Source organism: Flavobacterium granuli (genome assembly GCF_031456055.1).
Lineage (GTDB): Bacteria > Bacteroidota > Bacteroidia > Flavobacteriales > Flavobacteriaceae > Flavobacterium > Flavobacterium granuli_A.
Window position 1 is genome coordinate 446,830 of the sequence record NZ_JAVDTX010000004.1, and the last position, 24,254, is coordinate 471,083.

The following is a 24,254-nucleotide window of genomic DNA, read 5'->3' on the forward strand; positions in this document are numbered from 1 at the left end:
AGGACTAATTTTGTACATTAAAGATATAAATTTTTTTAATAGTAATCAATTTTTTTGATTTATAAAAAAACACTATATTTGCACCGTTATTTATTAATATACTAGATAATGAGGCACGCATAGCGTGCCTCTTTTTATAAAGATATGACATTTAAAGAAAAAGTAAAGCAAGTATTAGAAGAGGCTCTTCTTGAAAAGCCATCTGTTTTTTTAATTGACTTGGCCATAACGGACAGTTTTAAAATTATTATTGGGATTGATGGGGATAATGGTGTGGTTTTACAGGATTGCATTGATATAAGTCGTGCTGTTGAGAATAATTTGGATAGAGAGGAGCAAGATTACTCTTTGGAAGTAGCTTCTGTAGGAGTTGGTTCTCCATTAAAATTGGTTAGACAGTATAAAAAAAATATCGGTAGAACATTAATTGTTAAGACAAATACCGAAAATATTGAAGCAGAATTAGTTGAAGCTAATGATCTTTTTATAATTTTGTCTTGGAAAGCTAGAGAACCGAAAAAAATTGGTAAAGGAAAAGAGATGGTTCAAAAAGAACAACAAATACCTTACTCAGATATTAAAGAAGCAATTGTTACAGTAACATTTTAATTAAAGAATTCGCATGGAAAATTTAGCATTAATCGATTCATTTTCAGAGTTTAAAGATGATAAACTTATTGATCGTGTAACGCTTATGGCAATTTTGGAAGATGTATTTAGAAATGCATTGAAGAAAAAATACGGTTCAGATGATAATTTCGATATCATTATAAATCCTGATAAAGGAGATATGGAGATTTGGAGAAGAAGAGTAATCGTTGCTGACGAGGATTTGGATTTTGAAAATGAAGAAATAACATTAACTGAAGCTAGAAAAATTGAAGCCGATTTTGAAATTGGTGAAGAGGTTTCTGAGGAGGTCAAATTGATTGATTTAGGGAGAAGAGCGATATTAGCTTTAAGACAAAATTTAATTTCAAAAATACACGAACACGATAATACTAATCTTTACAAGCAATTTAAAGATATTATTGGTGATATTTATACTGCGGAAGTGCATCATGTACGTCCAAGAGTTGTAATTTTGGTGGATGATGACGGAAATGAAATCATTTTACCAAAAGAAAAACAAATTCCTTCAGATTTCTTCCGTAAAGGAGATAATGTGAGAGGTATAATTGAAAGTGTTGAACTAAAAGGAAATAAACCTCAAATTATTATGTCTAGAACTTCAGATAAGTTCTTGGAAAAATTATTTGAACAAGAAATTCCAGAAGTTTTTGACGGTTTGATTATGGTTAAAAACGTTGTGAGAATTCCTGGTGAAAAAGCGAAAGTAGCTGTAGATTCTTATGATGATCGTATTGATCCAGTTGGAGCTTGTGTGGGTATGAAAGGATCTCGTATTCATGGAATCGTACGTGAATTGGGTAATGAAAATATTGACGTTATCAATTATACTAGTAATGTTCAATTGTATATTACTAGAGCATTGAGCCCTGCTAAAGTTTCTTCAATCAAAATTAATGAAGAGACAAAGAGAGCTGAAGTGTTTTTGAAATTGGAAGAGGTTTCTAAAGCAATCGGTAGAGGAGGTCATAATATTCGTTTAGCTGGTTTGTTGACTGGTTATGAATTGGATGTAATACGTGAAGGTGATGTAGCTGGAGCAATTGCAGATGATGATGATGTTGAATTGACTGAGTTTTCAGATGAGATTGAAGAGTGGGTAATTGAGGAATTTGCAAAAATAGGTTTAGATACTGCTAAAAGTATTTTGAAACATGATGTAGAAGATTTAGTTAGAAGAACCGACCTAGAAGAGGAAACGATTTTAGATGTAATGAGAATATTAAATGAAGAGTTTGATAGTTAACATACTATTAATTCCTCATATAAAATAAATTTCTATTTTTATTATAAAATATAAGTAGAACAACGAATAAGGTAAAAATAAAAAGGTTTTATGTCTGAAGAGAGAATTATTAGAATAAACAAGGTTTTAAGGGAATTAAATATTTCGTTAGAAAGAGCTGTGGATTATCTAAAAGATAAGGGTATTGCTATTGAATCAAACCCAAACACAAAAATTTCTGAGCAGGAATTTAATATCCTACAAAGTCAGTTTGCAGGCGATAAGGGGAATAAAGAAGCTTCTAAGGAAGTAGGCGAGGAGAAAAGGAAAGAAAAAGAAGCTTTGCGTATTGAACGTGAAAAAGAAGTGGAAGACAAACGCAAATTAGAAGAAGAGCGTTTGAAACAACAAGAAGTTATAAAAGCTAGAGCTGTTTTGTCGGGACCAATACAAGTTGGTAAAATTGATCTTAATCCTAAAAAGCCTACTGCTGCTCCAGAACCTGTTGTTGCTGAAAAAGTAATTGCTCCTAAAGATGTAGTTCCAGAAGACAAGCATGTTCTAAAAGAAGAAGTTAAAAAAGAAACTGTCGAGAATGTTGTCAAAGCTGAAGCGCCAGTTGAAAAAGATAAAAAGGAAATTCCTGTTTCTGAGGTAAAAGATAAGCCAAAGTTTAAGGAAGTTAAAAATATTGAAAAACAAGAAGTAGTAGAAGAGAAAAAAACTGAAGCGACTTCAGGTGAAACTCCAGTCGAAGAATCTATTACAACTCAATATCAAAAACTTTCTGGGGCAACTTTAACGGGTCAAGTTATCGACTTGTCTCAATTCAATAAGCCGAAAAAGAAAAAAGAGGATCCAAAAATTACGCCTAATAAACCTGGTGCTCCTGGAGCAGCAGTTGGTGCTAATAATGCGAATAAAAACAAACGCAAAAGAATTGCTCCAAAACCAGGTGCGCCTAGACCACCTGCAACTCCTGGAGTTCCTGGAGCGCCAAATCCAAACAAAATCACACCTAATACTGGTGGTGGAGGTTTTAATGCAAATAGAAGTGCAAGACCTGGATTTGTAAAAGGAAATAGACCTGCAATTGTTGCAAAAGTTGAGCCAACTGAGGAAGAGGTTAAAAACCAAATCCGTGAAACTTTGGAGAAACTTCAAGGTAAAGGTGGTAAATCAAAAGCTGCAAAATACAGAAGAGATAAAAGAGATACACACCGTCAGAAATCTGATGATGAACAAAGAGCTTTAGACGAAGGAAGTAAAACTATTAAAGTTACTGAGTTTGTTACTGTAGGTGAAATTGCAATCATGATGGATGTGCCAATTACTAAAGTGATTGGAACTTGTATGTCACTTGGAATCATGGTTACCATGAATCAACGTTTGGATGCTGAAACATTAACTATTGTAGCTGATGAATTTGGTTATGAAGTTGAGTTTATTACTGTAGATATTGAAGAGGCTATTCAAGTAGTTGAAGACAAGGAAGAAGATTTAGTATTCAGAGCTCCTATTGTTACTGTAATGGGTCACGTCGATCACGGTAAAACGTCTTTGCTGGATTATATTCGTAAAGAAAATGTTATCGCTGGTGAATCTGGTGGAATTACACAACATATTGGTGCCTACGGAGTAACTTTAGATAACGGTCAAAAAATTGCATTTTTAGATACACCAGGTCACGAAGCCTTTACGGCGATGCGTGCTCGTGGTGCTCAAGTAACAGATATTGCAATTATTGTAATTGCTGCTGATGATGATATCATGCCACAAACCAAAGAGGCTATTTCTCATGCTCAAGCAGCTGGAGTTCCAATTATTTTTGCAATCAATAAAATTGATAAGCCAAATGCTAATCCTGAAAAAGTAAAAGAAAGATTAGCGGGTATGAACCTTTTGGTAGAAGACTGGGGTGGAAAAATTCAATCTCATGATATCTCTGCAAAAGTAGGTACTGGTGTTAAAGAATTATTGGAAAAAGTATTATTAGAAGCTGAAATTTTAGATTTAAAATCAAATCCAAATAAAGCTGCTCAAGGTACTGTTGTAGAAGCTTTCTTGGATAAAGGAAAAGGATATGTTTCTACTATATTAGTACAACATGGTACTCTTAAAATTGGAGACTATATGTTGGCTGGAAAACACCATGGTAAAATTAAAGCCATGCATGATGAAAGAGGTAATACAGTTACTGTTGCAGGTCCTTCGACTCCGGTTTCGGTTTTAGGTCTTGATGGTGCTGCTACTGCTGGTGATAAATTCAATATTTTTGAAGACGAAAAAGAAGCAAAACAAATTGCTGCTAAACGTTCTCAATTGATGCGTGAACAATCAGTACGTACACAAAGACATATTACTTTAGATGAAATTGGACGTAGAATTGCGTTGGGTCAATTTAAAGAATTGAATATTATCCTTAAAGGAGATGTGGATGGTTCTGTTGAAGCGTTATCTGATTCGTTCTCTAAATTATCTACTGAAGAAATTCAAATTAACATTATTCATAAAGGAGTTGGTGCAATTACAGAAACTGATGTTATGTTGGCTTCTGCTTCCGATGCAATCATTATCGGATTTAACGTTCGTCCTGCTGGAAATGCTAGACAATTGGCTGATAAAGAAGAAATCGATATCCGTTATTACTCTATCATCTATGCAGCTATCGATGATTTAAAAGATGCAATGGAAGGAATGTTAGCTCCTGAAATGAAAGAAGAAGTACTTGGTACTGCTGAAATCAGAGAGATATTCAAAATTTCTAAAGTTGGTTCAATCGCTGGTTGTATGGTTATGGATGGTAAAATTGCCAAAAATGCCAAAATCAGAATCATTAGAGATGGGGTTGTTGTATTCACGGGTGAACTACTTGCATTGAAGCGTTTCAAAGACGATGTGAAAGAAGTTGCTAAAGGATATGATTGTGGTATTCAAATAAAAGGTTACAATGATATCGAAGAGAGAGATGTTATTGAAGCATACCATGAAGTAGCAATCAAAAAGAAATTGAAATAATATTTCGTATTTTTATACTTAAAAATCCCAATTCGTTGGGATTTTTTTTGTTTATATAGTGATGATTTTATTGTTAGGTAATTTTAAAAATAGCAAGTAAACTGTAGTTATATTATTAGTTTTGGAATCAGAAATATTTAGCTTATTTGTTGTGATCGTCTCGTTTTTCGTTGTGATTTTTTGTACCGAATACCAGCACAAAAGATTTTCACTTCAATCTGGGCTTAAGACAGTGTTTTTACTTTTTTGCCATTATCTAATTGATAAATATTAATAATTAAAATCAGATCAAAATTTTAAATAGTTATGAAAAGAATTGGAATTCTCGGTGCAATGCCGGAAGAAATAAATGGGATTGTTTCTTTGTTAAAGGACAAAACAGAAGTTGTAAAGGGAATGCGTACTTATTATTTAGGGACGATAAATGATTTTGAAGTTGTAGTGGTGTTTTCTCGTTGGGGAAAAGTTGCATCAGCGACCACAGTTACTCATTTAATTGTTGAGTTTGGGATAACGGAACTGATTTTTACTGGAGTTGCAGGTGCTATTAATTCAGATTTAAATATTGGAGATATTGTTGTTGCTAATAGTTTAATTCAGCATGATTTGGATGCTCGTCCAATAATGAATCGATTTGAAATTCCTTTGTTGGGAAAAACAATTCTTTGTCCTCCAAAAGAGATGTTGGATAAGGCAATACAGAGTGTTAATGAATTAATAAGGGACGAAAGTTTAATTCATTTGCTTTCTCCAAAACAAAGAGAAATGTTTTCTATGTCGAAGTCCAAAATGGTTGTTGGTCAAGTTGCCAGTGGAGATCATTTTTTTGCGAGTAGTGAGGATAAGGAAAATCTTTTGACAATACTTCCTGAAGTATTATGTGTTGAGATGGAAGGTGCTTCAGTAGCACAAGTTTGCTTTGAATACAATATTCCTTATGTAATAATTCGAACTATTTCAGATGAGGCAAATGATAATTCTGTTGTAGATTTTAAAGAATTTGTTTTTCAGGTTGCTTCCCGATTTGGCGTTGAAATCATTAAAAAATTACTAAAAAAATAGCCCTTAAAAGGGCTGTTTTTTTGTTTTGGATTATTTGTTTGGCTTTATTAAAAATACATTTTTGTATTTCTTTTCAATATCAACAAGATTTCGTTCAGCTTCCATTCGGGTTCTGAAATTACCAACCCAAACTTTATAATTTGGTGTATTGAAAATAATAGTTCCGTCTAAGTTTTTAAATTCTTGGCGAAACTCATTTAAAGTTTTTTTAGCACCGTCGCTCGCTCCGTTAAAAATTTGGATTTTGTAACGGTCGGAATAGGATAAATTGGAGTTGGATTTTCTTTTTTCATTCAATAATTGCTCGAATTTAGGGTCTTGATTTATGCTTAAATTTGAGTTTTGAGCTGTCGTTCTGTTTGTTATTGTGAAAAATAAAATAAATAGCAACAATGCTTTAATGTTTCTTAAAAATCTCATAATCTGATTATTTATTCTGCAAAAATAGTTTTTTAACAGGAAATCGTTATGATTTTATTATTTAGATTTAATATAAATTATAATTAAGATTATTTTAAGGTTTTGAGAATAGTTCTTAAGTCGTATTTTTGTGCAAGTTTTTAAATAAGGTTCGTTTTGTTTTCTAAATTTTAGATAACAAGCGAACAATTTTTTAGTAGATAATCAATATATTAATATGAAAAAGGTGGGTAACCATAATTCGAATTCAAGGAAATTATTTTTAAGCTTAGCATTAATGTTGAGTATTTCCGTAGCTTCATTTGCGCAAGATGCAGCTCCCGTTGCTGCCGAAGCAACTGCAGCAGCTCCAGCGGCGAGTTCTGGAGGTGATGCGGCAAAAGGTAAAGAGCTTTTTAATGCCAATTGTGCAGCATGTCACAAATTAGATGGGAAATCTACGGGTCCAGCTCTTAGAGATATTATTTCTAAACATGAGATTTCTTGGATTTATAAGTGGGTTCACAATAGTTCGGATTTAATTAAATCTGGTGATGCTGCTGCTGTTAAGGTTTTTGAAGAAAATAACAAAATACCAATGACTTCATTTCCTCAGTTGTCTGAAGGGGATATTGATAATATTATAGCTTATACTTCTGAGCCAAAAGCTGCTGCTACTGCTGCAGCTGGTACTACTGCTACTGCTGGTGTTCCTGGTACAGTTCAAGAGGATGGTATTTCTAATAATGTAATATTGGGTGCTTTGTCATTAGTAATGGCAATCCTTATTGTAATGTTGGTTTTGGTCAACAAAGTATTAAGAAAAGTAGCCGCTGCAAATGGTATTGAAGTAGTTGCTAAAGAGCCTACATTGCCAATTTGGAAGGCTTTTGTTAAAAATCAGTTTTTGGTTTTGGTATCTGCTATATTCTTATTGCTTTCAGGTGCTTATTTGGTTTACGGATTTTTTATGCAAGTTGGTGTAGATCAAAATTACGAACCAATTCAGCCGATACATTATTCTCATAAAATACATGCTGGTGATAATGAAATTAATTGTAAATATTGTCACTCTGCTGCACGTGTAAGTAAAACTGCAGGTATTCCTTCTTTGAATGTTTGTATGAACTGTCATAAAAGTATTAGTGAAGTTGCTGAAACTACTGCAACTCCAGAATACAGCAAAGCTTTTTATGATGAACAAATCCAAAAATTATATAAAGCTGTGGGGTGGGATGCTGCTTCTCAGTCATATACTGGAAAAACAGAACCTGTAAAATGGGTTCGTATTCATAATTTACCTGACTTTGTTTATTTTAATCACTCACAACACGTTACTGTGGCTGGAATTGAATGTCAAACATGTCACGGTCCAGTTCAGGAATTTGAAATCATGAAACAATTCTCTCCTTTAACAATGGGGTGGTGTGTGAATTGCCATAGAAAAACTGATGTTAAAATGGAAGGTAATGAGTATTATACAAAAATACATGAAGAGCTTTCTAAAAAATATGGAGTAGATAAGTTAACCGCTGCTCAAATGGGTGGATTAGAATGTGGTAAATGTCACTACTAAAAAGAGTTTAAGGTTTTAAGTTTCAAGTTGTTTTTGTATAACTTGAAACTTGAGACAAAGAAAGCTTGAAACTAAAAAAAATTATTAAGATTAATATTTATATATAATATGTCATCAAACAAAAAATACTGGAAAAGTGTTGAAGAACTAGACGGAAATAGTTCTATTGTTGAGGCGCTTAGAAATAACGAATTTGTTGAAGAGATTCCTACAGATGAATTTTTAGGAAATGAAGCTGCTTTGTCTTCTTCTTCAACTACACGTCGTGACTTTTTAAAGTACGTTGGTTTTAGTACAGCTGCGGCTTCTTTAGCTGCGTGCGAAGGTCCTGTGCATTTGTCAATTCCTTATGTGCTGCAACCAGAACAAATTATTCCTGGAGTAGCAGATTATTATGCAACTTCAGTTTTTGATGGATTTGATTTCGCAAACCTTTTGGTAAAAACACGTGAAGGTCGTCCAATTAAAATAGATAACAACACTATTGCTGGAGCTAAGTTTACAGCTAATGCTAGAATTCATGGTTCTATATTGTCATTATATGATAATATGCGTTTGAAAGAGCCAAAGCTAGATGCTAAAAATTCTACTTGGTCTGCAGTTGATTCAAAAATAAAATCTAGTATTGTTGATGCTAAAGCAAAAGGTGGGCAGGTAGTATTTTTGACAAATACATTGGCAAGTCCTTCTACTGAAAAACTAATTGCTGATTTCGTTGCAAAGAATCCTAATGCAAAACATGTAATATATGATGCTGTTTCTTCTTCAGAAGCTTTAGATGCTTTTGAAACTGTTTATGGAGAAAGAGCTTTAGTAGATTATGATTTTTCTAAAGCTTCAGTTATTGTTTCTGTTGGAGCTGATTTCCTTGGAGATTGGCAAGGTGGAGGATATGATTCAGGTTATGCTAAAGGAAGAATTCCATCAGGTACGGTTGGAAAGAAAACAATATCAAAACACGTACAATTAGAGTCTAATATGACTTTATCTGGTGCTGCTGCTGATAAGCGTGTTGCTATGTCAACTGCTAATCAAAAACAAGCATTGGTTCATATTTTTAATGTAATTACTGGATCATCTGTTGCTACTTCATTAGATGCTGCTTTCAAAGCAGATATTACTAAAGCGGCTCAACAATTGAAAGCTGCTGGTTCTAAAGGAGTTTTAGTGTCCGGTATTCAAGATAAAAATGCTCAATTATTAGTTCTTGCTATTAATCAAGTTTTGGCAAGTGAAGCTTTTACTACTTCTGGAACTAGACAAATCCGTAAAGGATCTAATGAGAAAGTTACTCAATTAGTAAAAGATATGAATGCTGGAAGTGTTCATACTTTGATCATGAGCGGTGTTAACCCTGTTTATACTTTAGCTGACAGCAAATCATTTGTTGAAGGATTAAAAAAAGTAAAAACTTCGGTTTCATTATCATTAAAAGAAGATGAAACTGCTTCATTGTCTACAATCGCTGCTCCAGTTCCTCATTATTTGGAAGCTTGGGGAGATTTAGCTTTGACAAAAGGAACATATAGTATTACTCAACCTACTATTCGTCCATTATTCAATACAAAGCAATTACAAGATATTTTATTGTCTATTAACGGCATTCCTGGAACTTATTATGATTATTTGAAAGCATTTTCAGCTTCAGTAATTGCAGGTTCATCTTGGAATAAAGTTTTGCATGATGGTATTTATGTTGGTGTTGTATCAACATCAGCTGCTGGTACTGCTGATTATAACGGTGCTGCAAATGCATTGGCTCAAGCAAAATCTGCTGGTCTTGAATTAGTATTGTATACTAAAACTGGAATGGGAGATGGTCAACAAGCTAACAATCCATGGTTGCAAGAGTTTCCAGATCCTTTAACAAGAGTATCTTGGGATAACTATGTAACTGTTTCTAATGCTGATGCAAAGAAATGGGGATTAACAAATGAAATCGTTGCTAACGGTGGATTAAATGGTAGCTATGTTACTTTGACTGCTAATGGCGTTAAACTTGAGAATGTTCCTGTAATTGTTCAACCAGGTCAAGCTGTTGGAACTGTGGGAATGGCTTTAGGTTATGGTCGTAAAGCAGCTTTAAAAGAAGAAATGCAAGTAGGTATTAATGCTTACGCTTTATATGCAGGATTCAATAATGTACAATCTGTTTCAGTAGTGAAAGCTAGCGGAGAACACGAATTTGCTTGTGTTCAAGGTCAGAAAACATTAATGGGAAGAGGAGATATCATTAAAGAAACTACTCTTGAAATTTTCAATACTAAAGATGCTGAAATTTGGAATGAAAAACCAAAGGTTTCTTTAGATCACAAAGAAGTTGATGCTACTTCTGTAGATTTATGGGGTTCATTTGATCGTTCTACGGGACATCATTTTAACCTGTCTATTGATTTGAATGCTTGTACTGGATGTGGGGCTTGTGTAATTGCATGTCATGCTGAGAACAACGTTCCTGTAGTTGGTAAATCTGAAGTTAGAAGAAGTAGAGATATGCACTGGTTGCGTATTGATAGATACTATTCTTCTGAAAGCACATTTGAAGGTGATAATGAAAGAAAAGATAATATAGCTGGTTTGTCTAGTTCGTTATCTACTTTTAATGAAATGGAAAAAGCTGGGGATAATCCACAAGTTTCTTTCCAACCTGTAATGTGTCAACATTGTAATCATGCTCCTTGTGAGACTGTTTGTCCTGTTGCTGCAACTTCACACGGTCGTCAAGGTCAAAATCAAATGGCTTATAACAGATGTGTTGGTACTCGTTACTGTGCTAACAACTGTCCTTATAAAGTACGTCGTTTCAACTGGTTCTTATACAACAAAAACAGTGAATTTGATTATCATATGAATGATGATTTAGGACGTATGGTTTTAAATCCAGATGTTAATGTTCGTTCTCGTGGTGTAATGGAAAAATGTTCAATGTGTATTCAAATGACACAAGCAACAATTTTGAAAGCTAAAAACGAAGGAAGAACAATAAAAGATGGTGAATTCCAAACTGCTTGTTCAAATGCTTGTTCTACTGGAGCAATGATATTTGGAGATGTAAATGATAAAGAAGCTGTTGTTAGTAAATTAGCAGAAGACGAAAGAAGTTATCATTTATTGGAGCATGTTGGTACAAAACCAAATGTTGTATACCACGTTAAAGTTAGAAATACCTAGTACAAAAATTATTAATTAAGAATCAAATAAAGGATTATGTCGTCTCACTACGAAGCAGCCATTAGAAAACCCTTAGTTATAGGTGATAAATCGTATCACGATATAACTGTAGATGTAGCCGCGCCTATAGAAGGTAAAGCAAATAAACAATGGTGGATTGTATTTTCAATCGCATTAATAGCCTTCCTTTGGGGATTAGGCTGTATTATATACACAGTGTCTACAGGTATTGGTACTTGGGGATTAAACAAAACAGTTGGTTGGGCTTGGGATATTACTAACTTCGTTTGGTGGGTTGGTATTGGTCACGCAGGAACTCTTATTTCTGCAGTACTTTTATTATTCCGTCAACGATGGAGAATGGCGATTAACCGTTCTGCAGAGGCAATGACAATTTTCTCTGTAATACAAGCAGGTTTATTTCCAATTATACACATGGGACGTCCTTGGTTGGCGTATTGGGTATTACCAATTCCAAATCAATTTGGATCTCTTTGGGTGAATTTTAACTCTCCATTACTTTGGGACGTATTCGCTATCTCAACTTATCTTTCGGTTTCATTAGTTTTCTGGTGGACTGGATTGTTGCCTGACTTTGCAATGTTGCGTGATAGAGCTGTTACACCTTTTAACAAAAGAGTATATTCTATCTTGAGTTTTGGATGGAGTGGTAGAGCTAAAGATTGGCAACGTTTCGAAGAAGTTTCATTAGTTCTTGCAGGTTTAGCAACTCCACTTGTACTTTCTGTGCATACTATTGTATCTATGGACTTTGCTACTTCTGTTATTCCAGGATGGCATACTACGATTTTCCCTCCGTACTTCGTTGCTGGAGCGGTTTTCTCTGGATTTGCAATGGTTAACACTTTGCTTATCATTATGAGAAAAGTTATTAATCTTGAAGCTTATATCACTATTCAGCATATCGAATTAATGAACATTGTAATTATGATTACAGGTTCTATCGTTGGTGTTGCTTATATTACTGAGTTATTTATTGCTTGGTATTCTGGAGTAGAATACGAACAATATGCTTTCTTGAACAGAGCAACTGGACCTTATGCTTGGGCATATTGGGCTATGATGACATGTAACGTGTTCTCTCCACAATTTATGTGGTTCAAAAAATTAAGAACAAGTATTATGTTTTCTTTTATAATTTCGATTGTTGTAAACATTGGAATGTGGTTTGAAAGATTTGTAATTATCGTAACTTCATTACATAGAGATTATTTACCATCTTCATGGACTATGTTCTCTCCAACATTTGTTGATATTGGAATTTTTATCGGAACAATAGGTTTCTTCTTTGTGTTATTCTTATTGTATGCAAGAACATTCCCTGTTATTGCTCAAGCCGAGGTTAAAACAATATTGAAAGCTACAGGAGAACAATATATTAAAGAAAGAGAAGCTAATAAACATTCACATCATGAGTAATAAAGTTATATACGCCATTTATAATGACGATGATATTTTGATGGATGCCGTAAAAAAGACACGTGCAGCTCATCACCATATTGAAGAAGTATTTACACCTTTCCCAGTTCACGGATTGGACAAAGCAATGGGACTTGCACCTACACGTTTAGCGATATGTGCTTTTATCTATGGTTTGTGTGGTTTGTCTTTTGGTACTTGGATGATGAATTATATTATGATTCAAGACTGGCCTCAAGATATTGGTGGAAAACCAAGTTTTAGTTATATTGATAATATGCCAGCTTTTGTGCCTATTATGTTTGAAGAAACCGTATTTTTTGCAGCTCACTTAATGGTAATTACTTTTTATATGAGAAGTAGGTTATGGCCATTTAAAGAAGCCGAAAATCCTGATGTAAGAACTACTGATGATCACTTTTTGATGGAAGTAGCGGTTAACAATAATGAAGAGGAATTAGTTTCTTTCTTTGAGGGTACAGGTGCAGTAGAAGTTAAAGTAATTGAAAAGCATTAATTGTAGATATGAAAAGTTTATATAAAATAACACTTGTATTGGGTTTAATGGTAACGGTTTCATCTTGTTTTAATAAAGATAAACCGAATTATCAATATTTTCCAAATATGTATGAAGCTGTAAGTGCTGAAACTTATGCTTCTGCACCAGTTGATGTTTTCAAAAACGGTAAAGAAGGTCAACTTCCTGCTGTTGGTTCAATAAACAGAGGTTTTGAGCCATTTGAATATGAAAATACTCCAGAAGGATATGCTTTGGCGAAAGCTAATTTAAAGTCTCCTTTGGATTCATTAGACAGAGGTTCTGACAAAGGAAAAGAACTTTATGAAATTTATTGCATTAGCTGTCACGGTGCAGCTGGTGATGGTAAAGGAAAATTAGTAGAGAGAGAAAAATTTCTTGGTGTTCCTAATTACAAAGACAGAGACATTACTGAAGGAAGTATTTTTTATGTGGAGACTTTTGGTTTGAATGCCATGGGATCACATGCTAATCAAATGAGTGCTCACGAACGTTGGTTAGTTGCTGACTATGTTCTTAAACTAAAAGCACAATAATAATTGTTGAACAAACTGATCGTAATAGATATGTATACATTTTCAAGTAAATTAAAAACTTTTTCTTTCGTCTTAATGGCTGTTGGCCTTTTGGGAATTGGATATGGTTTTTTGACTGCACCAAAAAATATTCAAGAAGTTGAAGCTCTTCTTGCCGCTGACTCACATGGAGGACATGGTGAAGGAAATCATGAAACAGCTTCTGTAGCTCATGAATCTGAAACTGCTCATGAAGCAGTGGCATCGGAACATGGTAAAGTTGAGGCTGCTAAGCATGAAGTAAAAGCAGATACTGAGCACCAAGAACATTTAGAGCATGTGCTTCATCAATTAAGTAACAAACCATGGGCGGCATTATATGTTGCTTGTATTTTCTTTATGTTACTTTCTTTAGGGACTTTAGCTTTTTACGCTATTCAACAAGTGGCACAAGCAGGTTGGTCTCCGGTTTTATTTAGAGTTATGCAAGGAATTACTGCTTACTTGCCTGTAGGTTCAGTGATATTCTTCATTATATTAGTTCTTTGTGGACTACACTTTAATCATTTGTTTATTTGGTTGGATCCTGAAGTAGTAAAACACGATGAACTTATTCAGACAAAAGCTGGTTTCTTGAATTTTCCTTTTTGGATTGTTAGAGCTGCAGTGTTTTTGTTAGGTTGGAATTTATACCGTTACTATTCAAGAAAAAATTGTTTGGCTCAAGATGAGTCTGATGATAATAGTTTCTACAAAAAGAATTTTAATTATTCAGCTGGATTCTTAGTTTTCTTTATCGTTACTGAATCTATTATGTCTTGGGACTGGATTATGTCTATCGATCCACACTGGTTTAGTACTTTGTTTGGATGGTATGTATTTGCTAGTTTCTTTGTAAGTGGAATTACAATGATTGCAATGGTTACAGTATATTTAAAATCTAGAGGATATTTAGAAAATGTAAATTCTAGTCATATCCATGATTTAGCTAAATTTATGTTTGGTATTAGTGTGTTTTGGACATACTTATGGTTTTCTCAATTCATGTTGATATGGTATGCTAATATTCCTGAAGAAATTACTTATTTTATAACAAGAATTCAAGAGTATAACTTGCCTTTCTTTGGTGCTGTTGCTATGAATTTCTTATTTCCAGTTTTAATCTTAATTAATACTGATTTTAAACGAATTACTTGGATTTTGGTTATGGCTGGTATTGTTATATTGTTAGGTCATTATATTGACTTCTTTAATATGATTATGCCTGGTACTGTTGGAAGTAGTTGGTTTATTGGTGTTCCAGAAATTGCATCGGTTTTATTCTTCCTTGGATTGTTTATTTTTGTTGTCTTCACGGCATTAACTAAAGCTCCTTTGTTGCCAAAAAGAAATCCATTCATTGAAGAGAGTAAACATTTTCATTATTAATATTTAAAGAGATAAACAGATGACAAGTTTGTTGGTAATTATAGTTTTAGTTTTATTGGCTGTTGCTGTTTGGCAATTGACGAAGATATTCGATTTAACGCAAGTTGCTTCGACTTCGGACAATTCGCAAGTTGCAACCGATGACGATAATAATGTACAAGGATATTTGATGTTTGGCTTTTTAGCTTTCATCTACATCTTTACAATATATGGAGTTTACACATGGGGACCTTTGGTCCTCCATACTCCTGCATCAGAACACGGTGCTTTGATTGACAACCTAATGAACATTACTTGGGTATTGATCTTTACGGTTCAAGCAATCACTCAAGTTTTATTACATTACTTTGCTTTCAAATACAGAGGTAATAAGGATAAAAGAGCCTTATATTTTGCAGACAATAATAAATTGGAAGCAATATGGAGTGTTATCCCTGCTGTTGTATTAGCTGGTTTGATTCTTTATGGTCTTTATGCTTGGACAAATATTATGTTTGTTGATGAAGAAGAGGACACAATTGTTGTTGAGTTATATGCTCAACAATTTAAATGGACTGCAAGATATGCTGGTGCCGACAATGTTTTAGGAAAAGCAAATGTTAGATTGATCGAAGGAGTTAATACTCTTGGTGTTGATTTATCAGATCCATATTCTCAAGATGATATTGTGGTTTCAGAATTGCATATTCCTAAAGGGAAAAAGGTTCACTTCAAGATGAGATCTCAAGATGTTTTGCACTCAGCTTACTTTCCTTATTTCAGAGCCCAAATGAACTGTGTGCCAGGTATGGTTACTGAGTTTGCTTTTACTCCGATTTATACAACGGCTGAATATCAAGCTTTACCTTATATGGTTGAAAAAGTTGCGAAGATTAATGCTATCAGAGCTAAGAAGAGTTTAGAATTGGTTGCTAAAGGTGAAGCAGGTTTAGATCCTTATACTTTTGAATATTTGTTATTGTGTAACAAAATTTGTGGAGCTTCTCACTATAATATGCAAATGAAAGTTGTAGTTGACACTCCAGAAGATTATAAAAAATGGTTGAGTGAAAAAACTGCTTTGGTAAGTGAAGTAAAAGCTTCTAAAGCTGAGCCAGCTGCTCCAGATGCGGCACCGGGTAAAGATTCAACTCTTACAAAAGATACAGCGGCTGTTGCAAAAATAGCTATGAAATAATTATTAAGAAAATTTAAAGTATAAATATATGTCAGCAGAAGGTCACGATCACGGACACGATCACGAACACGAACACCACCATAAGGACACATTCATTACTAAATATATCTTTAGTATTGACCACAAAATGATTGCCAAACAATACTTGCTTACTGGTATTATTATGGGAGTTATAGGTGTTGGTATGTCTATGCTTTTCAGAATGCAATTAGCTTGGCCAGAAGAATCTTTTAAGATTTTCAATATATTACTTGGAGACAAATGGGCTCCAAATGGAGTAATGGCAAATGATATTTACCTTTCATTAGTTACCATTCACGGTACTATCATGGTATTCTTTGTTCTTACTGCAGGATTAAGTGGTACGTTTAGTAACTTGTTGATACCACTGCAGATTGGAGCAAGAGATATGGCATCCGGATTCATGAATATGATTTCGTATTGGTTGTTTTTCTTGTCTAGTGTTTTAATGGTTTGTTCATTATTTGTTGAATCAGGACCTGCAAATGCTGGTTGGACAATTTACCCGCCTTTAAGTGCGCTTCCTCAAGCTATATCTGGTTCTGGTGCTGGTATGACTTTATGGTTAGTTTCTATGGCTATTTTCATTGCATCTTCTTTAATGGGATCTTTGAACTATGTTGTAACTGTAATTAACTTAAGAACAAAAGGAATGTCGATGACAAGATTGCCACTTACTATTTGGGCTTTCTTTGTTACTGCAATTATAGGTATTGTTTCTTTCCCTGTTTTATTGTCAGCTGCATTGTTGTTGATTTTTGACAGAAGTTTTGGTACATCTTTCTTCTTATCTGATATTTATATCGCTGGTGAAGTTTTACATTACCAAGGTGGTTCTCCTGTTCTTTTCGAACACTTGTTCTGGTTCTTAGGGCACCCTGAAGTTTACATCGTAATCTTGCCTGCATTGGGTATTACTTCTGAAATTATTGCTACAAACTCTCGTAAGCCAATCTTTGGTTACAGAGCGATGATTATGTCAATTATTGCAATTGCATTTTTATCTACAATTGTTTGGGGTCACCATATGTTTATCTCGGGTATGAATCCATTCTTGGGATCTGTGTTTACATTCACAACCCTTTTGATTGCAATTCCATCTGCTGTAAAAGCATTTAATTATATTACTACACTTTGGAAAGGCAATCTTCAAATGAATCCTGCGATGTTGTTTTCAATTGGTTTGGTTTCTACTTTCATTACTGGAGGTTTAACTGGAATCATTCTTGGAGATAGTACATTAGATATTAATGTTCACGATACTTACTTTGTTGTAGCTCACTTTCACTTGGTAATGGGTATATCTGCTCTTTACGGAATGTTTGCTGGAGTTTACCACTGGTATCCAAAAATGTTCGGTAGAATGTTGAACAAGAATTTAGGATATGTTCACTTTTGGGTAACTGCTGTTTGTGCTTATGGAGTATTTTTCCCAATGCACTTTATTGGATTAGCTGGTTTACCAAGACGTTATTATACAAATACTAACTTCCCATTGTTCGATGATTTGCAAAATGTAAACGTATTGATTACAACTTTTGCTTTGATCGGTGGAGCTTTTCAATTAGTGTTCTTATACAACTTCTTCGTTAGCATTTTCTACGGTAAGAAAGCAGTTCAAAATCCATGGAAATCAAATACTTTAGAATGGACTACTCCTGTAGAGCATATCCACGGTAACTGGCCAGGAGAAATTCCTGAGGTACACCGTTGGCCTTATGATTACAGTAATCCTGGACATGAAGAGGATTTTGTACCTCAAACAGTTCCAATGAAAGAAGGAGAAGTAGTTTTACATCACTAAAATTTCAAAAATTATATAAATGCCTTTCATTAATTAATGAGAGGCATTTTTTTTATATAGAACGATTACTTTTTTTACCTTTATCGCATGAATGAAAACTTAGATCCAACAAGTAATAATTACAGTTCTGAAGAACTTGATATTGAAAAAAGATTAAGGCCATTGTCATTTGATGATTTTGCTGGTCAGGATCAAGTATTGGAAAATCTCAAGGTTTTTGTTGCTGCCGCCAATCAAAGGAAAGAAGCTCTTGATCATACCCTTTTTCATGGGCCTCCTGGTTTAGGAAAAACAACTTTGGCAAACATATTGGCTAATGAATTAGAAGTAGGAATCAAAATTACTTCCGGACCTGTATTGGATAAACCTGGTGATTTAGCTGGGTTGCTTACTAATCTAGAAGAAAGAGATGTATTATTTATTGATGAGATACACCGCTTAAGTCCGATAGTTGAAGAATATTTATATTCTGCTATGGAGGATTTTAAAATTGACATCATGATTGAATCTGGGCCTAATGCCAGAACAGTCCAGATTAATTTGAATCCTTTTACTCTTATTGGTGCAACAACTCGTTCTGGTCTTTTGACTGCTCCAATGCGTGCCCGTTTTGGTATCTCTTCAAGATTACAATATTATACAACCGAGCTTTTGACAACCATTGTGGAGCGTAGTGCCATGATTTTTAAAATGCCGATTACTATGGAAGCCGCTATTGAAATAGCTGGCAGAAGTAGGGGAACGCCTCGTATCGCAAATGCTTTATTGCGTCGCGTACGTGATTTTGCCCAAATCAAAGGAAACGGAACCATTGATATAGAAATTGCACGATATGCTTTGAAAGCATTGAATGTAGATGCTCATGGTCTTGATGAAATGGATAATAAAATTTTGAATACGATCATTGATAAATTCAAAGGAGGTCCTGTTGGTCTTTCAACTTTGGCGACAGCCGTATCTGAAAGTAGTGAAACCATCGAAGAAGTTTACGAGCCATTTTTGATTCAGGAAGGTTTTATTATGCGAACGCCCAGAGGTCGTGAAGTGACTGAGAAAGCATATAAGCATTTAGGGAAAATTAAAGCCAATATTCAAGGCGGACTTTTTTAAAATTTATTATCAACTGCAATGAATAAGAAATATAATTATCCTGAAAAACTTTCAATAGTTAATTTCTTTTTAGATGCTGAAGGAATCCGTAAAAATCCGATTCCATTTCATAAAAAATATTTTGACAAATTAGGTGATACTTTTTCTGTTAAGATAGGAAGAACAAAGCATCTGATATTGTCACGCGATAATGAAGTTGCCGAATATATATTGCAGAAAAATCATAAAAACTATCATAAGTCGAATATCCAAACTGTATATCTTTCAAAGTATATAGGGAAAGGTCTTTTGACATCAGATGGTGATTTTTGGCGAAAACAAAGAAGACTGATTCAGCCAGCGTTTCATAAACAAAAAATGAATCAATTGGTTGTCAATATGGAGCAGATTATTGCTTCGGAATTGAATGAATTAGCCGAAGAAAAGCCAGTCGATATTTTTCCAATAATGAGTCAATTAGCATATAATGTTGTTGCCAAATCATTATTTCATCTTTCAGCCTCACAAGAAAAATTAAACAGAATAAAATTTATTGTCGATGAAGTACAAAAGTTCTTAATTAAAGAAGTTAGACTTCCTCATAAAGGATGGTGGTTTTCTTTGAGCGGACAAACTAAAAAACATGCTCTATTGTCTTTAGAAAATAACAATATCATTCAAGAGATTATAGAGGAGAGAGTGGCTTCAAAAGTGGAGACTAATGATTTGTTGAATATGCTTCTTGAAACGCGACATGAAGATACAGGCGAAGGTATGTCGGTAACACAATTAATTGATGAAATTAAGATTCTTTTTGTTGCTGGATATGAAACGACTGCAAATGCTTTGACTTTTACGCTTTACCTTTTGGCAAAGCATCCTGATGTTCAACAAAAAGTATTTCAAGAGATTTCGCAAATTGAATCTCAAGAATCTGATACGGTTGATCAGCTCCAGAAAATGACTTATATTAATGCTGTTTTGAACGAGTCGATGCGCTTGTATCCTCCAGCTTGGATTATAGACAGACAAAATGTTGCTGATGATACTATTGCTTCTTATCATGTAAAAAAAGGGACGCTTATTGGAGTTTCATTTTATGAGTTGCACCGTAATCCTAAATATTGGGAAAACCCAGAAGAATTTAATCCGGAACGTTTTCTTGGGGAACAGAAAAAACATTCTATGCAGTATTTTTATCCTTTTGGGGCGGGTCCAAGAATGTGTATAGGTGTCGGTTTTGCTATTTATGAAATGTGTTTGACACTTTTTAAAATTGTAAAAAAGTACGAGATAAAGCCTGTCAGCGCAGAGGTTCAATTTAATCCGTTGGTTACTTTAAAGCCTGTGGGAGTTGAAGTTTTATTTGCTAAAAGATGACAATTAATTCCAAAGAAACATATTCAAAATTTATAAAGTCCGAGGCTAAACGTCTCGGGTTTTTATCTTGCGGTATATCAAAAGCTGGTTTTCTAGAACAGGAAGCACCACGCTTGGAAAACTGGCTGAATAAAAACTACAATGGGCAAATGTCCTATATGGAGAATAACTTTGACAAACGTTTGGATCCGACTTTATTGGTCGATGATGCTAAAAGTGTGGTTTCTCTTTTACTGAATTATTATCCTTCTGAGTTTCAAAATCCTGATTCTTATAAAATATCTAAATATGCTTATGGGCAGGATTATCATTTTGTCATAAAAGATAAACTCAAGGAATTGCTTTTTTCGATAGAGTCTAATATAGGTGCTGTGTCTGGACGTGCTTTTGTGGATTCGGCTCCTGTTTTGGATAAAGCTTGGGCAGCAAAAAGTGGTTTAGGTTGGATTGGCAAAAATAGTAATTTATTGACACAAAAAGTAGGTTCTTTTTATTTCATTGCGGAGCTTATCATCGATTTGGATCTTGATTATGACCATGCAGTTACAGATCATTGCGGAACCTGTACAGCCTGTATTGATGCTTGTCCAACCGAGGCAATTGTTGCGCCTTATGTTGTGGACGGGAGCAAATGTATTTCTTACTTCACTATTGAACTCAAGGACAACATACCTTTAGAGATGAAGGGAAAATTTGATGATTGGGCATTTGGCTGTGATACTTGTCAAGACGTCTGCCCTTGGAACCGTTTTTCAAAATCTCACAATGAACCTTTGTTCAATCCCAATCCTGAATTACTTTCAATGTCCAAAAATGATTGGATCGAAATAACTGAGGAAACTTTTAAAATGGTGTTTAAGGATTCTCCTCTTAAACGATCAAAATTTCAAGGGTTAAAAAGGAACATTCTTTTCTTAGAATAGTATTTTCTCTTCTTTTTTCGTGACAACGTTTCAGTTTTACATTTTAATTATGTTATAAAAATGTAAAATTCTGACAGTAAACAGCTGTATTTTAACGATTTAATGTGCTTTACATCGGAAAAAACGTGAATTGACGACAAAATAGGTAGTTAAACGGAATAATGTTAACAAGTTGTTTGTAATTATTTAGTTTTGGCAGACCCAATCTATTGAAACTTAATGCTAAATTAATTATGACGAACTTTACTTTGAAAGGACTTAACCTTATTAAGTCATTATTTTTTGTTGTTTTACTTTTTTTATATTTCTCGGTAAAACATATTTCCTTTTTTCTCTTTTGTTTCAAAAAAAGATGGATTCCGAAATTAATTCTCGAGAAATCGTCAGCTTCTCTTTTTCCTTTCAATCAAGCTTTAAATTTGGATTGTCATGTATAAATGTTATATGATCTGAGTTTCTATTTTTTATAGTAAGCTCAGTACTCACGAGCATTTATTCCAACTTAATTTCCTCGATGCTTAAAGAATAGTTTTTTGAATGATGAATGCCTTTTCGATAAATAAATACCATAGGTTTATGACAATTTCTACTTTAATCAAAAACAAATTTTTGCTTTTATTTTTACTGCTAAGTGTTTCTATATTTGGACAAAACGTAGATTTAGCAATTGTAAAAACAGTTAATAATATAGCTCCTGCTATAGGAAGCAATGTTGTATTTACCTTGACCGCAAGTAATTTATCCAATGGTCAGGATGCAAGTTCAGTAGTAGTTAATGATTTACTTCCTTCTGGCTATACTTATGTAAGCAGTAATCCTTCATCAGGTTCTTATAGTTATGGAACGGGAATTTGGACTATTGGGAATTTGACTAGAAATTCAAGCTTAACATTGACTATAAACGCAACCGTTAAAGCTACTGGTGTATATACGAATACTGCTGTAATTAGGAGTGAGGACATGGATAATCAAGGCGGAAATAATTCTTCAACTGTTACTCCTCTCCCTTATAGGGATACAGATGGGGATGGGATTGCGGACTCGGTTGATCTAGATGATGATAATGATGGGATTTTAGATTCGGTTGAGTGTTCGGATTGTGCAATTAAGTTTATAAACGGTGGTTTTGAATCTCCAGATAATAATATTTCCAATCCTCCTAATTGGTATTTAGTAAATGACAGTACATCTCCAGCAACTCTGGGATGGAAAACCACCGCAACAGATCATCAAATAGAATTTTGGGATTCTGGTTTTAACGGGGTTTCTGCTGCAGAAGGAGGACAGTTTGTAGAGTTAAATGCAAATCAAGTTTCTACATTGTATCAAACTTTTTGTTTAAATGGTTTTTCGGGTACTGTAAATTGGTCTGTTAAACATAGAGGGCGCTCAGGAACTGATGAGGCGACAGTAAATATAGGAACCGATTTGACTTCAGCAACTATTCAAGCTACCATGTCTGACGGGACAACCAGTTGGGGTTCCTATTCGGGGACTTATACTATTACTCCAGGACAGACTACTCTTGTTATAGCATTTAAATCTGTTTCTTCTGTTGGGGGCGTTTCATTTGGAAATTTCCTAGATGATGTCAAGGTTTCTATTAATGAAGGATGTGTAGATACAGATGGTGATGGTGTCCTTAATTATTTAGACTTGGATAGTGATGGTGATGGTTGTTCGGATGCAAATGAATATTACAATTCTAGTAACGCAGATGGTAATTTATTGGGTGTAGATAATAGCAAATATGGGACTGGTTCACCAACTGTAAATCCTGATGGCACTGTAATTGGAGCTTCATATAGTGGTACTTATTCAAATGCAGTTTCTATAGGTTCCGCCAGTACAATTACGATACACCCTACTGATCAAATAGCTTCTAGTACTGCTAGTGCTTCTTTTTCCGTTACTGCTTCTGGTGGATCTGGGACAAGACTGTATCAATGGCAATTAAGTACCGATGGTGGTACAATATGGAATAATATTGGTGGTGCTACTAATGATATATTGAATTTATCATCTATCACCTGCTCTATGAACAATTATAAATATAGAGTTATTATTACACAATCAAATTATATTTGTACTAATGTTGTTAGTAGTTCCGCAACATTGTCAGTAACTAATCCTGCAGCACTTTCATTAACAGGAAGCCAAATTTGTGTGTCTCCTGGAGGGAATGGAACTGTAAGTTCAACAACATCGGTAAGTGGAGTGAGTTATCAATTGTATGATTCTAATAATTTAGCGGTTCAAAGTGCTCAGACTGGTACAGCATCCGAATTAATATGGAATTCACTACCTGCCGGGAATGGCTATTATGTTGTAGCCACCAATGCGGCTACTTGTACAGCTACAAGTGGAAGCGTAAATGTTTTAACTACTCCAACCCCTGCAGCGCCAACGGCTTCATCACAGACTTTCTGTTCAGTAGACGCTAAAAAAGTAAGCGACTTGGCTGCCACAGGAACTGCAGTAAAATGGTACAATGCTTTAACGGCAGGAACATTATACACAGGAACCGAGACGTTAGTTACAGGAACTTATTACGCCAGTCAAACTGAAGATGGATGTGAGAGCGCCAGAACTTTGGTTTCGGTAACGGTCAATCCAAAACTAACCAAAGTGTCTACACCAGTTACGATCTGTTCTGGGGAGACCTATTCTTGGGCAGTGAATGGAACTGCTTACACAGTTGGTGGGACCTATTTAGAAACCAATAATGGCTGTACAGCAGATCAGGAATTAGTATTGACCGTGACGCCAAAACCTGCTGATATAGTTACGAATCAAACCATTTGTTCGGGAGCGAGCTTCACATGGAACGGCACGAATTATACAACGAATCAGACAGG

At 34.5% G+C, this 24,254-nt stretch carries 17 protein-coding genes; 16 read left to right on the forward strand and 1 reads right to left on the reverse strand.

Annotation, left to right across the window (positions count from 1 at the left end):
* The first annotated feature begins 144 nt into the window (after positions 1 to 144).
* The 4 genes from rimP (at position 145) to J2W95_RS10885 (ending at position 5,935) form a co-directional block, all read left to right on the forward strand.
* Positions 145 to 609, forward strand: a complete 465-nt coding sequence (gene rimP, locus J2W95_RS10870; RefSeq protein ID WP_310006831.1) for a ribosome assembly cofactor RimP — start codon at positions 145 to 147, stop codon at positions 607 to 609.
* A 13-nt stretch (positions 610 to 622) separates the two neighbouring features.
* The gene (gene nusA / locus J2W95_RS10875; RefSeq protein ID WP_310006832.1) at positions 623 to 1,876 is read left to right on the forward strand and encodes a transcription termination factor NusA; all 1,254 of its coding nucleotides are present in this window, start codon (positions 623 to 625) and stop codon (positions 1,874 to 1,876) included.
* A gap of 90 nt (positions 1,877 to 1,966) precedes the next feature.
* Positions 1,967 to 4,873, forward strand: a complete 2,907-nt coding sequence (gene infB, locus J2W95_RS10880) for a translation initiation factor IF-2 (protein WP_310006834.1) — start codon at positions 1,967 to 1,969, stop codon at positions 4,871 to 4,873.
* Positions 4,874 to 5,179: 306 nt separating this feature from the next.
* Positions 5,180 to 5,935, forward strand: a complete 756-nt coding sequence (locus J2W95_RS10885) for a 5'-methylthioadenosine/adenosylhomocysteine nucleosidase (RefSeq protein ID WP_310006836.1) — start codon at positions 5,180 to 5,182, stop codon at positions 5,933 to 5,935.
* A gap of 30 nt (positions 5,936 to 5,965) precedes the next feature.
* Here J2W95_RS10885 and J2W95_RS10890 read toward each other — a convergent pair whose 3' ends face one another.
* Positions 5,966 to 6,355, reverse strand: a complete 390-nt coding sequence (locus J2W95_RS10890; RefSeq protein ID WP_310006838.1) for an SPOR domain-containing protein — start codon at positions 6,353 to 6,355, stop codon at positions 5,966 to 5,968.
* Between the two features lie 217 nt (positions 6,356 to 6,572).
* Between J2W95_RS10890 and J2W95_RS10895 the strand changes: the two genes are divergently transcribed.
* The 12 genes from J2W95_RS10895 to J2W95_RS10950 all read left to right on the forward strand — a co-directional run.
* The gene (locus tag J2W95_RS10895; RefSeq protein WP_310006840.1) at positions 6,573 to 7,910 is read left to right on the forward strand and encodes a c-type cytochrome; all 1,338 of its coding nucleotides are present in this window, start codon (positions 6,573 to 6,575) and stop codon (positions 7,908 to 7,910) included.
* 108 nt (positions 7,911 to 8,018) lie between these two features.
* Positions 8,019 to 11,081 carry a TAT-variant-translocated molybdopterin oxidoreductase gene (locus J2W95_RS10900; protein ID WP_310006842.1) on the forward strand — a complete coding sequence of 1,021 codons (3,063 nt, stop codon included), beginning with the start codon at positions 8,019 to 8,021 and terminating at the stop codon, positions 11,079 to 11,081.
* Between the two features lie 36 nt (positions 11,082 to 11,117).
* Entirely contained in the window at positions 11,118 to 12,521 is a 1,404-nt protein-coding gene (gene nrfD / locus J2W95_RS10905) for an NrfD/PsrC family molybdoenzyme membrane anchor subunit (RefSeq protein WP_077371512.1), read from the forward strand.
* A complete protein-coding gene (locus tag J2W95_RS10910) occupies positions 12,514 to 13,038 on the forward strand; it encodes a DUF3341 domain-containing protein (protein ID WP_111409729.1) in 525 nt (174 codons plus the stop codon). The genes nrfD and J2W95_RS10910 overlap by 8 nt, the downstream gene beginning before the upstream one ends.
* An 8-nt stretch (positions 13,039 to 13,046) precedes the next feature.
* Positions 13,047 to 13,595 (forward strand): c-type cytochrome, encoded by a 549-nt coding sequence (locus tag J2W95_RS10915; RefSeq protein WP_310006846.1) that lies wholly within the window; start codon positions 13,047 to 13,049, stop codon positions 13,593 to 13,595.
* Between the two features lie 30 nt (positions 13,596 to 13,625).
* A complete protein-coding gene (locus J2W95_RS10920; RefSeq protein ID WP_310006849.1) occupies positions 13,626 to 15,002 on the forward strand; it encodes a quinol:cytochrome C oxidoreductase in 1,377 nt (458 codons plus the stop codon).
* Between the two features lie 19 nt (positions 15,003 to 15,021).
* Positions 15,022 to 16,179, forward strand: coding sequence for a cytochrome c oxidase subunit II (locus J2W95_RS10925; RefSeq protein WP_310006852.1), 1,158 nt, complete (start codon positions 15,022 to 15,024; stop codon positions 16,177 to 16,179).
* Between the two features lie 28 nt (positions 16,180 to 16,207).
* Positions 16,208 to 18,004, forward strand: a complete 1,797-nt coding sequence (locus tag J2W95_RS10930; protein WP_310006854.1) for a cytochrome c oxidase subunit I — start codon at positions 16,208 to 16,210, stop codon at positions 18,002 to 18,004.
* A gap of 87 nt (positions 18,005 to 18,091) precedes the next feature.
* A complete protein-coding gene (gene ruvB, locus J2W95_RS10935) occupies positions 18,092 to 19,114 on the forward strand; it encodes a Holliday junction branch migration DNA helicase RuvB (protein ID WP_310006856.1) in 1,023 nt (340 codons plus the stop codon).
* Between the two features lie 18 nt (positions 19,115 to 19,132).
* Entirely contained in the window at positions 19,133 to 20,473 is a 1,341-nt protein-coding gene (locus tag J2W95_RS10940; protein WP_310006858.1) for a cytochrome P450, read from the forward strand.
* A complete protein-coding gene (queG, locus tag J2W95_RS10945; RefSeq protein WP_310006860.1) occupies positions 20,470 to 21,396 on the forward strand; it encodes a tRNA epoxyqueuosine(34) reductase QueG in 927 nt (308 codons plus the stop codon). Before J2W95_RS10940 ends, queG begins: the two co-directional genes overlap by 4 nt.
* 609 nt (positions 21,397 to 22,005) lie before the next feature.
* A partial coding sequence (locus J2W95_RS10950; protein ID WP_310006862.1) for an Ig-like domain-containing protein occupies positions 22,006 to 24,254 on the forward strand: 2,249 nt, incomplete at its 3' end.